This window comes from Frankia sp. BMG5.60, from assembly GCF_059428125.1.
In genome coordinates this window covers 5,653,568-5,665,653 of the sequence record NZ_CM182091.1, presented here as the reverse complement: position 1 = coordinate 5,665,653, position 12,086 = coordinate 5,653,568, and the positions used below count along the sequence as shown (strand labels likewise).

Annotated in this window: 10 protein-coding genes; 1 reads left to right on the top strand and 9 read right to left on the bottom strand. The window is 75.1% G+C overall.

Annotated features, from left to right (window positions below; translation table 11 throughout):
- Positions 1-74 precede the first annotated feature (74 nt).
- Entirely contained in the window at positions 75-1,268 is a 1,194-nt protein-coding gene (locus tag AC5R91_RS23215; protein WP_495393432.1) for a serine hydrolase, read from the bottom strand.
- Between the two features lie 271 nt (positions 1,269-1,539).
- Between AC5R91_RS23215 and AC5R91_RS23210 the strand changes: the two genes are divergently transcribed.
- Positions 1,540-2,634 carry a PfkB family carbohydrate kinase gene (locus AC5R91_RS23210; protein WP_495393431.1) on the top strand — a complete coding sequence of 365 codons (1,095 nt, stop codon included), beginning with the start codon at positions 1,540-1,542 and terminating at the stop codon, positions 2,632-2,634.
- Here the strand turns inward: AC5R91_RS23210 and AC5R91_RS23205 are convergent.
- The 8 genes from AC5R91_RS23205 to AC5R91_RS23170 form a co-directional block, all read right to left on the bottom strand.
- Positions 2,586-3,281, bottom strand: coding sequence for a nucleoside/nucleotide kinase family protein (locus AC5R91_RS23205; RefSeq protein ID WP_495393430.1), 696 nt, complete (start codon positions 3,279-3,281; stop codon positions 2,586-2,588). The two genes, AC5R91_RS23210 and AC5R91_RS23205, sit on opposite strands and share 49 nt — an antisense overlap.
- A 144-nt stretch (positions 3,282-3,425) precedes the next feature.
- Complete coding sequence (locus AC5R91_RS23200; RefSeq protein ID WP_495393429.1) at positions 3,426-5,978, bottom strand: xanthine dehydrogenase family protein molybdopterin-binding subunit; 2,553 nt, start codon at positions 5,976-5,978, stop codon at positions 3,426-3,428.
- Positions 5,975-6,571, bottom strand: coding sequence for a (2Fe-2S)-binding protein (locus AC5R91_RS23195; protein WP_495393428.1), 597 nt, complete (start codon positions 6,569-6,571; stop codon positions 5,975-5,977). Before AC5R91_RS23195 ends, AC5R91_RS23200 begins: the two co-directional genes overlap by 4 nt.
- Complete coding sequence (locus AC5R91_RS23190; RefSeq protein ID WP_495393427.1) at positions 6,568-9,108, bottom strand: xanthine dehydrogenase family protein molybdopterin-binding subunit; 2,541 nt, start codon at positions 9,106-9,108, stop codon at positions 6,568-6,570. The genes AC5R91_RS23195 and AC5R91_RS23190 overlap by 4 nt, the downstream gene beginning before the upstream one ends.
- A complete protein-coding gene (locus AC5R91_RS23185) occupies positions 9,108-10,016 on the bottom strand; it encodes an FAD binding domain-containing protein (RefSeq protein ID WP_495393426.1) in 909 nt (302 codons plus the stop codon). Before AC5R91_RS23185 ends, AC5R91_RS23190 begins: the two co-directional genes overlap by 1 nt.
- Positions 10,013-10,822, bottom strand: coding sequence for a class II aldolase/adducin family protein (locus tag AC5R91_RS23180; RefSeq protein ID WP_495393425.1), 810 nt, complete (start codon positions 10,820-10,822; stop codon positions 10,013-10,015). Before AC5R91_RS23180 ends, AC5R91_RS23185 begins: the two co-directional genes overlap by 4 nt.
- The gene (locus tag AC5R91_RS23175) at positions 10,819-11,661 is read right to left on the bottom strand and encodes an isochorismatase family protein (protein ID WP_495393424.1); all 843 of its coding nucleotides are present in this window, start codon (positions 11,659-11,661) and stop codon (positions 10,819-10,821) included. Before AC5R91_RS23175 ends, AC5R91_RS23180 begins: the two co-directional genes overlap by 4 nt.
- Positions 11,654-12,073 (bottom strand): VOC family protein, encoded by a 420-nt coding sequence (locus AC5R91_RS23170; RefSeq protein ID WP_495393423.1) that lies wholly within the window; start codon positions 12,071-12,073, stop codon positions 11,654-11,656. The genes AC5R91_RS23175 and AC5R91_RS23170 overlap by 8 nt, the downstream gene beginning before the upstream one ends.
- Between the last annotated feature and the right edge of the window lie 13 nt (positions 12,074-12,086).

Below are 12,086 nucleotides of genomic sequence, written 5' to 3'. Positions count from 1 at the left end.
CCGGTCCAACGCACGCGACGGGGGACGACGACCGCGGCGGGCCCGGGCCCGCGGCCGCCGCCGCCGCACCGTCGCTACCCGGCGGCCGTCGAGCTTCTCGCCGCCTTCCAGGCCAGCGCGGACAGGCCCTGCACCGTCGCGACGCCCGACCGCATGCTCGGCCCGTTCTTCGTGTAGACGGCCATGATGTAGTCGCGTCCGGCGCCGTGGACATGCGCCAGGCTGGTGATCACCCAGCCGCTGGTGCGGGGCAGCCAGCCGTTCTTCAGCTCCACCGTGGCCCCCGCCGCAACGCCCCCGGTCAGGCCCCACCGCTGCGCCGGGATGACGGTCCTCAGCAGGCCGCTCACCGTGGCGCGCCCAGCGGGCGACAAGGTGCCCGGGTAGGCGATCGCGCGCAGCACCGCGAGCTGGTCGGCCCCGGTGGTCCGGGTCAGGCCCCACTTCCCGCCCGGGCCCGCCGTCGTCGCGTGCATGCCGAGACGGGCGAAGAAGGCGTTCATCGCGCGCGCGCCGCCGACGTCGGCCCACAGGGCGCTCGCCGCCGCATTGTCGCTGACCGAGATCATCCGCCGGGCGAGCGCCTGCTCGCGGGCCGTGAGCCGCCCCGATGCGCCCGCCCGCTGCACGAGCGCCGTGAGGATGTCGAGCTTGACCGAACTCGCCGTCTCGTAGCCGGCGGCCGCCGGGTCGGTGTAGACCGCCGTGGTGCCGGCGACCGCGTCGTACATGGCGACGCTGACGTGCCCCGGCCGGCCCGCGAGGTAGCCGCGGAACCGCGCAGCCAGGCCGCTCGACGCGGTACCACGCACCGCCGCGACCGGCTCGATCGCGGCGAGACCGCCGGCCCGCGCCGTCGCGACCGCGCCGTCCGTCGCCGGCGCGGTCGAGGCGGGAGACGCGGGCCTGGCCACACCGTCTGCGAGCACGTAGGACGGGGTGCGCGGCGCGACCGCCGCAGCACGCAGCCGGGGCACGGCGAGCGCCGCGGGCCCCAGCGCCGTGCCGAGCACCGACGACGGCGCGTCCGTCCCCGCGGCCTCCACGCGGCGTCGCGCCAGCGCCGGGCTGATGGTTCCGAGGCCCCCCGCCCGCGGGGCCGACGCCGGGGCGGACACCGCGGCGGGCACGCCGGCAGCCATCGGACCGCCGAGCCCCGACGACCCGGGCGCCTCGCCGGCCGGCCAGTACATCACGCCACCGGCCACACCGGTGACAGCCAGCAACACCACACTCGCGCCCCACCGGCGCGCCACTCGTTCAAGCACGCCGCCTGTCTAACTAAGGCGGACCAATTTAAGAAGAGTACGGAAGGAAACGACATCAATCTTTTACCGCCACGACAAAGAGAACCCTCAGGGCGACAATGATGTTTCCTTCGCGATGAACGTTAAGGCGTTATACCGCCATATTAGTCCCCACTCGGCAGGGTGACACCTTTGCGCCGAAACGCAGTTGCCCGAATACTCGGACGGAGGCACCGATTCCTGCCCGGCGTAAGCCATCCAGACTGGATCCGGGCCGATGACGGGAGGGCGCGTGGCGGAGCAGGCTGGCGGGGAGCAGGCTGGCGGGGAGCAGGCGTGGCCGGTCGGGGAGGTGGCCGGACGGCCGGCGGGGCTGTTCGTCGGCCTCACCACCCTCGACACGATCTACCTGGTCCGACAACCACCCGGGCCGGACGAGAAGATCGTCGCCGACGATCTGGTGGTCGCCGCGGGCGGGCCGGCGACGGGCGCGGCCGTGGCCTTCGCCCATCTCGGAGGTCAGGCCACACTCGTCAGCGCGGTCGGCTCCGGGCCGCTGGCCGCCGCGGCGCGGGCGGATCTCGCCACGCTCGGAATCCGGCACCGGGACCTGCGGCCGGGAGAGCAGGTCCTGCCGGTTTCAGCGATCATGGTCAACGCGGCCGGGGAGCGGGCGGTGGTGTCGGCGCACGGCGCGCTGCCGGTCGCCGCGCCGCTCGCCGCGGACGCCGCGCGGGCCCTGCTCGCCGGGGCGGACGTCGTCCTCGTCGACGGCCATCAGCTCGACGTCGCCGTCAGCGTCCTGGCAGCCCGCCGGTCCAGGACGACGGGATCAACGGCAATGCCCGCATCAGCCGGCACCCCACCGGCGGCGGTGCCGGCGGGGCCGGGCGGGACAGCGACCTCGGCCGGGTGGCCGCCCGTGGTGTTCGACGGCGGCTCCTGGAAGCCAGGCACCGAGCGGCTGCTCCTCCACGTCGACGTGGCGCTGTGCGGCTCCGCCTTCCGGCCGCCGGGAATCGGCGTCGGCGACCCGGATGCGGTGCTGCGCTATCTGCTGGCGCACGGGCCCTCCTTCGCCGCGGTGACCCACGGCCCCGGCCCAGTCCGGTGGGCGACCGCCCACGCCGCTGGCGAGATCAGGCCCCCCGCCGTCCACGCGGTGGACACCCTCGGCGCCGGCGACGTGTTCCATGGCGCGTTCGCCTGGTCCATCGCGGGGCTGCCGCGCCGCACCACCGCCGGTCTGGTGGCCGCGCTCGCGGCGGCGTCGCGGGTCGCCGCCCGGTCGGTCGGAAGCTTCGGCACGCGCTCGTGGCTGATCCGCGGCCTCCCCCCTCAGGGAGCGGACGAGCCCAGTTCGTCCGGGGCCAGCCGTACCAGGTAGTCGGCGCGCGACGCGGTCGCGTTGACGAGGCGCAGATTGCGGAGATCGTTTTCCTCCACCCGGATGCGGGCGGCCGCCGCGGTCCGCCCGCCGGCGATGTGCCGGGCGATCAGACGGGTCCGGGCGATCTCCTCGCCGGTCTGGAGAAACCACGTCTCGTCGCAGCATGCGCGCACCTGGGCCCATGCCCCGGTGTCCAGCAACAGATAGTTCCCCTCGCAGATCACCAGCCGCACGGCGGCCGAAATCCGGTGCGCACCCGGGACAGGGGCGTCGTGGACGCGGCTGAACGACGGCGCGTCCACCGTCCCCGGTCCGCCGGCGCGTAGACGGGCCAACAGGGCCGCGTAGCCGGCGCCGTCGAACGTCTCGGGGGCACCCTTGCGATCAGCGAGCCCGAGCCGGGCGAGCGTGCCGTTCGACAGGTGGAAGCCGTCCATCGGCGCCTGCGCGACGAGCCGCGGGCTCGTGCCCTGGCGCAGGTCGAGTTCCATCGCAAGCCAGTCGGCGAGCCTGCTCTTCCCCGCGCCCGGCGGCCCCGCGATCCCGAGTAGGTACCGCCCGTCATCGGCCAGCAGCGCCTCGGCCCTCGACAGCACGGCTGCCGTACCCGCCAGCACGCCGGGCCCGGCGGATCGTGGGTCCATCCCGCCATGATGTCACCGGCCCGCGGCGGGTCGCACGCGAAGATCACCAGTGACGGTCCGGTTCTCGCCCCGCGCGGTGCACCCGACTCGCATGGGCGTGGTCTTCGCCCGCCCTCGCGCGACCATCGACTCTGCGAGGCCCGCTCACCGCGCCGGTCCCGTCGCGTCGCCGGTTCCCCCCAGCCTGCCGCCCACCCGGGCGGGCCTGGCCGTGCCATCTGGGCCATCGGCGGCTCCCCCGTCGACCGCCGCAGCGGCAGCGACTCCAGCGCCGACCGGCGTAGCGTCGCGGGCGGCCGCCCAGACTCGTTCGGGATGAAGGGGCAGCTCGTGGACGTGTCGGCCGAGCGCCTCGGCGACCGCGTTGCCGATCGCGGCGGGCACCGCCGGGGAGCCGGTCTCGCCGAGACCGTGGATGCGCGCCCCCTCCGGGCCGGCCGGGTCCTCGGTCATCCCGACGCTGAAGGTGTCCGGCAGGTCCCGGACCGACGGGATTCGGTAGTCGAGCAGGCTGTCGGTGAGCAGGGCACCGGTGTCGCCGCCCCACCGCATCGCCTCGGACAGGGCCTGGCCGACCCCGAACGCCACGTTGCCCTCGCACTGCAGCTCCGCGAACGTCGGATGGATGACCCGCCCGGCGTAGCTCTCCACGTGCAGGTCGACGACGCGCACGGCGCCGGTCTCCAGGTCGACCTCGACCTCGGCGCCGGCCGCGGCGTGGAAGAAGTGCGGGGTGACGACGCCCTGGCCGGTGTCCGGGTCGAGCCCGCCGTCGCTCGCGTGCACCTCGGAGACGGTCAGGCCGCCGGCCTTCGCCCGGTCGAGCACCTCGCCGTAGGTGAGCCCGCCGATCGGACCAGGACCCCCAGCCGGAGCAGGACCCCCAGTCGGACCAGGACCCCCGGCCGGAGCAGGCTCGCCGGCCGGCGCCGGGCCGCCGGTCGGGGCTGCTGCCGCCCGCACCCGGCCGCCGCGGACCTCGACGGCGTCCTCGGCGACTTCCAGCAACGGCGCGGCCAGCGCGGCGAGCCGGGCGCGCAGGGCGGCGCCGGCCCGCTCGACCGCGACGCCCATCATCAGCGTCGACCTCGACGAACTGGTGGTCTGGTCCCAGGCGGTCGTCGCCGAGTCCGGGTAGGTGACGTGCACCCGGTCCAATGCGACGCCGGTGGCGTCCGCGGCGATCTGGGCCAGCACCGTGCGAGCACCCTGGCCGATCTCCACCGTCGAGCAGATCACCGTGAGGTTGGCCTGTTCGTCGAGCTTCAGCGCGACGGTGGACGTCGACGGGGTCACCGTCGTCTTGAGAATGGTCGCGACCCCGCGTCCGCGGACGACCCCGGGGGCGACCTCGCGGCGGCGGGTGCCGGCGGGGCCGGTGTCCCAGCCGATCCGTCGGGTGACCGTGGCGAGCAGGTCGGTGAGGTGGAAGTCCTCGATCGGCTGGCCGGTGGCGAACGCGTCGCCGGGGGTCAGCAGGGTGCGCCGGCGCAGCTCGACCGGGTCGAGGCCGAGATGCTCGGCGATCAGATCGGTGTGGTTCTCGTACGCCCAGGCGACCTGCGGGATGGCGTAGCCGCGGAACCCGCCGGCCGGAGTGGTGTTCGTGTAGACGGCGTAGGAGTCGATCGAAACGTTCGGGATGCGGTAGGGGCCCGCGGCGCTGTAACCGCCGTTCTTGATCGTGCGGGGGGAGATGTCGGCGTAGGCGCCGGCGCCCCAGAGGATTTCCACCCGGCGGGCGAGCAGGGTGCCGTCACCGGTGAATCCGGAGCGGATGCGGACCAGCGAGCTGTGCCGGGCGACGGTGGCGAACTCCTCCGCGCGGGTCAGTTCGACGCGCACCGGGCGGCCGTCGGCGACCCAGGCGAGCACCGCGACCAGCGGTTCCAGCCGCGGGTAGGTCTTCGCCCCGTACGCCCCGCCGACGTTGAGGATGCGCACCCGCACCCGACTCTCCGGCAGCCGCAGCGTCTCGGCCACCTGCGAGCGCACCGTGAACGGTGACGCCGCCGACGTCCAGATGTCGGCCGACCCGCCGCGCACCGTCGCGATCGTCACATGGGGTTCGAGCGGCACGTGCTGCTGCTGCGGGGTGCGGAACTCGTGCGCGAGCACGTGGTCGGCGGCGGCGAGGGCGGCGTCGGCATCACCGCGGCGCAGCCGGAAGTGGTTGCAGACGTTGCCGCCGTCCTCGGTGTGCAGGACCAGGTCGGGGAAGGTCATGACGTCCCGGGTCGGCACGTGGTCGTGCAGCCTGGGCGCGCCGGGGGCCATCGCGGCGTCCGGGGTGAACACCGCGGGTAGCGGGTCGTAGTCGACCCGGATGGCGGCGGCGGCCTGGCGGGCGGTGTCCAGGTCGCGGGCGATCACGGCCGCCACCGGCTCGCCGGCGAAGCGGACCCGGCCGATCGCGAGCACCGGCCGGTCGGGCAGCACCGGCCCGAAGAACGGGTACGGCGCGTCCGTGGACGCCGCCCACTTCTCCAGGTCGGCGCCGGTGACGACGGCGACGACGCCGCGCTGACGACGGGCCGCGGCGACATCGACGGCGCGCAGGGTGGCGTGCGCGTGCGGGCTGCGCACCAGCGCCGCGTGCAGGCATCCCGACGGGGTCAGGTCGATCGCGTACGGGAAGCGGCCGGTGACCCGGTCCGGGCCGTCGCTGGCCGGCACCCGCCGACCGGCTGCCCTCACCGCCAACCCTCGACCTCTGGCCGCCCCTGCACCACGGCCTCGGCCTCGGCCTGAGACTTGCGCTGGGCCTTGGTCTCAGACCCGGCCTGCGGCTGCGGGACGGCGGGCGGGTGGCCGCGCAGCCGGTCGCGGGCGTCCAGGACCGCCTCGAGGATCTTGACGTAGCTGCCGCACCGGCACAGGTTGCCGGCGAGCACGGTGCGGATGCGCTCGCGGTCGGCGTCCGGCTCGGCGGCCAGCAGCGCCACCGCCGTCAGGATGAACCCGGGCGTGCAGTAGGAGCACTGGAACGCGGTGTGGTCGATGAACGCCTGCTGCACCGGGTGCAGCTCCCCGTCGCGGGCCAGATCCTCGACCGTGCGCACGGCCCGCGTGCCGACCTGCTCCACGGGCAGCAGGCAGGAGCTGACCGGTGCGCCGTCGAGCAGGACCGTGCACGACCCGCAGACCCCGGCCGTGCAGCCCGGCCTTGCGCCGACCAGGTCCAGCTCCCGGCGCAGCACGTCGAGCAGGGTGTGATGACCCCGCACGGACACCTCGACCACGTCCCCGTTGACCTCCAGGGTGAGTGTGTGCCGGTCGTCCGGGGTCACTGGGTCTCCTCATGGCCGGGGATCGTGCGAGCGGCGCGCCCTGAGACCGCGACAGCGGCCCGGGACTGGTCTGCGGCCCGGCACCGGTAAGCGGCGGCGGCCTGGTCCGAAACGGGGGCCTGGTCCGCAGCGGGGGTCTGCTGGGCGGCGGGGGTCTGGTGGGCGGCGGGGGTCTGGTCCGCCGTGGGGATACGCAGAGCGGCGAGCACCCTCTCGGGGCGCAACGGCAGGTCGGTGACGACGACGCCGGTGGCGTCGGCGACCGCGGCGGCGACGGCCGGTGCGACCGGGGGGACGGCGGTCTCCCCCAGCCCGTAGATCGGGTCGGTCGGCCGGCCGAGCAGCTCGACGGTGATCCGCGGTGTGTCGGTGAGCGCGGGTAGGCAGTAGTCGAGCAGGTCGCGGGTCACCTGGCGGCCGTCGGTGAGGCGCAGTTCCTCGCCGAGCACGGAGCCGAGCCCGAGCAGGACCGCGCCCTCGACCTGCATCTGGGCCTCCACCGGGTTGACGACCCGGCCCGCCCAGACCGCGGCGTGGTAGCTCAGCACCCGGACCTGGCCGGTGTCCAGGTCGACCTCGACCTCGGCGGTCCCCGTCGCCTGGTGCCAGCGGGACGAGGCGACGCCCTGTCCGGTGTCGTGGTCGAGGCTGCCCACCGAGGTGTAGGACCCCTCGCACCGAAGCTGCCCGGCCCGCACGGCGGTGACCAGCTCGCCGTAGCCGAACCGGGCGGTGCCGGCCCGCACCTCCCCGCCCCCCGCTCGGGCCGCCTGCCGGGGCACCCCGCAGTGCCCGGCGGCGAGGTCGGCGAGCCGCTCCAGCAGGGCCCGGCAGGCGTCCTGCACGGCGGCGCCCATCGCGATCGTCGAACGGCTGGAGCTGGTCTGCTGGTCGTAGGGGGTGACGTCGGTGTCGGGCAGGCTGACCGAGACGAGCGCGACGTCGATCCCCAGCGCCTCGGCGGCGAGGCGCGCGAGGGCGAGATGCGCGCCCTGGCCCATCTCGACGGTGCTCGTCAGCACGTGGACGCTGCCGTCACGGTTGAGCGCGACCGCCGCCTGCGACACCGAGGGGGTGTTCGTCCCCTTCACCGTGACCGCAACCCCCCGCCCGCGGACCCGCCGCTCCCCGCTTCCATCCGGTCCACACCCGACCGCCCCGGACGGGCGGTGCGGTCCGCCTGCCAGGTCGGCCTGGTCCGATCGGGCGGCTGTCCCGGGCCCCCGGGGTGGCCGTCCCGGCCGGCCTCCCCCATCCGGGCCAGGTACGCGGATCGCGGCGTCGAGCAGCTCGTCGTAGTGGCAGTCCGTCATCAGTTCGCCGGTGACGTTGCGGGACCCGTCACGCAGCAGGTTGAGCCGGCGCAGGGCCACCGGGTCCAGCCCGAGCCGGCGGGCGATCAGCTCCAACTGGGCCTCGTAGGCGAACGCGGCCTGCGGCGAGGCGTACCCGCGGAACGCCCCGGCCGGCGGGCGGTTCGTGTAGACCGCGTAGACGTCGACGGACATGTCCGCCACATCGTAGGGACCACCGTAGCCGTAGGCCCCGTTCTTGATCACCCGAGGGCTGATGTCGGCGTACGCCCCGGCGTCGAACCAGGCGGTCACCCGGCGGGCGGTGATCCGGCCGTCGGCGCGCACCCCCGTCACCAGCAGGCTCTCGGTCGCGTGCCGGGTCACCGTGGTGAACGCCTGCGCCCGGTCCAGACAGACCCGCACCGGACGGTCGGTGATCCGGGCGAGGCACGCCGCCAGCGGCTCGATCTTGGCGTAGCACTTCGACCCGAACGCCCCGCCGAGATGGAGCACCCGCACCTGGACCCGGTCGAGGGCGACGCCGAGCATCTCCGCGAGCTGGACCCGAAGCTTGTAGGGCGTCTGGCTGGCGGCCCACACCACCATCCGCTCGGCGCTGGGCACGGCGACGGCGACGTGCGTCTCCAACGCCGCATGGTGCATCGCGGGGGTGGTGAACCGGTCGACGAAGACATGCTCCGCGCGGGCCATCGCCGCGTCGGCGTCGCCCTTGCGGATGACGAAGTGGTTGACCAGGTTGCTGCCGGAACGCCGGCGCAGGCGCAGGTCGGGAAAGGCCTCGGACGCCGCCGCATCCCGCGGGTGCAGCACGGCGTCGGCGGTGGCCGCCAACGCCGTGCGTGCCTCGGTGACGACGGGCAGCGGCCGGTAGGTCGTCCGGACCCGGGTGAGGGCCGCGTCGGCGGCATCCGGGTCGGTGGCGAGCGCCACCGCGATCGGCTCGCCGGCGTAACGGACCCGGTCGACGGCCAGCGGCGGCTGGTCCCGCAGGATCGGGCCGAACCGCGCGGGCCGCCCGAGGGCGGCCTCCAGCTCGGCCCCGGAGTAGACCGCGGCGACGCCGGGCGTCTGGCGCGCCTGGGCGGTGTCGACCCGGATCAGGGCGTGCGGCTCGGTCGACGTCAGCAGCCGGGCGTGCAGCAGCCCCGGGCCGACGTCGGCGCCGGCGAGATCGCCGACCATCTGCAGCCGGCCCGTCACCTTCACGCGCGCGTCGAGCATCAGCCCGCCGTCCCAGCCGGGGTCGCGGCCGCCTCGGCGAGGGCGGCGGCGAGGGTGCGGCGGACCCAGACGCGGACCATCTCGGCTCGGTAGGCGGCGCTGGCCTTGAGATCGTCGACGCAGACGACGGCGTCGGCGTAGGCGTCGGCGACGGCGCGGATGCGCGCCTCGTCCGGTGCCCGGCCGACGAGCTCGGCATCGATGTCGCCGAACCCCACGGGCACCGGGGTCCCGCTGCCGATCACGATCCGGGCCCCCGCACAGACCCCGTCGACGACTCGCATCGTCACCGCGACTCCCAGGCAGGTGGTGTCCTCCGCCGACCGGGTCCTGAACGACTGGTACCGCCCGACCGTGCCAGTCGGAGGCGCGTCCACCTCGACCGCGATGATCAGCTCACCGGGCCGCAGGACGGTCGTGCCGGGGGCCGGGTAGAACTCGTCGAGCGGGACGACCCGGACCGCCCCGCCCGATCCGGCGATGCGGACCCTGGCACCGAGCGCGAGCAGCACGGTCGGGGGATCCCAGGCGTAGCCCGCGCCCGCCAGCACACCGCCCACGGTGGCCACCCCCCGCACCCGCACGTTGCCCACCCGGGCGAACGCCTCGGCGAGGACCGGCAGCGTGGCGCGCACAGCGGGGTGCGCGGCGACCTGCGCGTGCGTGGCCATCGCCCCGAGCAGCAGGCCCCCGCCGGCGGTCCCCTCGACGGTCCACTCGGCGGTGGTGCCGGCGGTGATGGCGGCGAGGTCGGGCAGGCCGCGCAGCGACACGAGGTGCGCCGGCCGGTGGCGGGGGTTGGCGAGGTCGAAGGCCAGGCGGGTGCAGCCGGCCGCGGCCGCGGCGCCGGGCTCGGCGAGGGCGGCCAGCGCCTCGACGAGGCTGGTCGGATGCGTCCAGATCGTCATGATCCCGTCTCCGCCACGCCATCGACCCGCCCGTACGGGCCCCGGCCGGGGGCGTCGTCCTCCGGTTGGACCGGTCGGGCCGGTCGTAGCCCGCCCGGGCCGAGGGCGGCCGACCAGGGGAGGTCCAGCGCGGCGACGGCGTCCGCCCAGATCGCCGCCATCCGCCCGGCGTGACCGGCCTCGAAGGCCGCCGACAACCGCGTCACCGTGACCGGGTCGATCGAGCGGGGCCGGCCCACCGCCATCGCCGCCAGCCGGACCGCCAACGCCCGGTGCAGCAACAACGCGAGAGCGGTGGCCTCCACGATGTCGCGGCCCACAGTGACCAGCCCGTGCGCGCGCAGCAGCGCCGCCCGATCGGACCCCAGGCAGCGGGCGAAGGCCCGCCCGCGCCCGGCGTCGGCGACGAGGTCGGCGTCGTCGTACCAGGCGACTCCGGCGGCGAACGGGACCTCGTCCTGGCTGAGGATGCCGCCGCTCATCGGCGGGAACAGCGTCGCCGTCTGGGCGGCGAGCGGGTGGGTGTGCACGACGGCCCCCACGTCGTCGCGATGGGCGTAGACGGCCCGGTGCAGGGCGGTCTCCTCGTGCAGGCGCAGCCCGGGGGTGCGCGCCGCGCCGTCGGGACCGACCTCGGCGACGTGCCCCGGCCCCACTCGGGCCAGAGACGCCCCCGCCGTCTTGACCAGTAGCCCGCCGTCCGGCATCCGGACGCTGACATGCCCGAAGCAGAAGTGGTCCTGCCCGTCCGCGGCGAGCACCCGGCAGGCGGTCGCCACGTCGAGGCAGTTCGGGTGGACGCTCACCGGGACTCCCCGGGCAGGGCATGCACGGCCCGCCCGGGCCGGGCGGGTTGCTGCGCGTCGGAGGTCTGTCCGGGCCGGACGGCTGGGACGGGTGGAATGGCTGGGACGGGTGGAATGGCTGGGACGGGTGGAATGGCTGGGACGGGTGGGATGGCTGGGACGGGCCGGCCCGCGTCCGGGGTCCGGCCGGGCCAGGCGGCCAGCCTGGCGACGACGGCGGCGAGGTCCTCGACGTCGGCGTACTTGGCGTCCAGGTCGAACAGGCTCACCTCGTGCACGAGCGTCGCCCGGTCACCGACCGCCTCCCGCACGACGATCGGCCGGAACCCCAACCCGCAGGCGTCCACCACGCTTGCCCGCACGCAGCCGCTGGTCGTCGCGCCGGCCACCAGCACCGTGTCGACGCCGAGCCGGCGCAGCCGGACGTCGAGGTCGGTGCCGAGGAAGGCCGACGCGTGCCTCTTCACGACCCGGTCGTCCTCGGGCCGGGCGTCGAGCCGCTCGTCGAGGTCCACCCAGGGGCCGCCCTCGACGAGCAGGCGCTGCGCGGGGATCTTGGCCGGCCACACCCCCGCGTCGCCCATGTCGGGGCGGTAGCGCACCATCGCCCAGAAGATCGGCACCCCCGCCGCACGGGCGGCCGCCAGCAGCGCACCCGTGGCCTCGACCACCTCGCCGAGCTCTCCCCCGAGCGGGCAGGCCGGATCGGTGAATCCCCGGATCAGATCGACGACGACGACCGCCGGGCGCTCCCCCCAGCCGATGCGGCGCACCATCCCGGACCGGGCGAAGCGCGCCCGCAGCTCCCCCAGCTCGGCGAGGGCACCCCCGTCAGGCATCGACGCCCGCGAACCAGCGCACCGGCTCGTCGCACAGCTCGACGATGTTCCCCTCGGGGTCCATGAGCTGGGCGACGCGCCACTTCGGGGCGTCGTCGCCGTCGATGACGACCGGGGCGACGTGCACCGGCGTGACCCCGCGCCCGGCGAGCTCGGCGAGGGTGGCGTCCATGTCGGTGACGCTGAAGGTGAACAGGACCTGGTTACGCTCCCACCCGGTGAACGGCGGGTTGTTCGCCGGGCCGTTGTCGTGGCGGCCGATGAGCACGAGGATGCACGGCCCGGTGTCGAACACCGCGGACTGCGCCGTCGACGTCATCAGCCGCAGCCCCAGCCCGTCGCGGTACCAGACGGTCATCGGGCCGATGTCGTGCGCCCACACCAGGTTCCAACTGATCGATCCCAACGCCATCGGACTCTCCTGC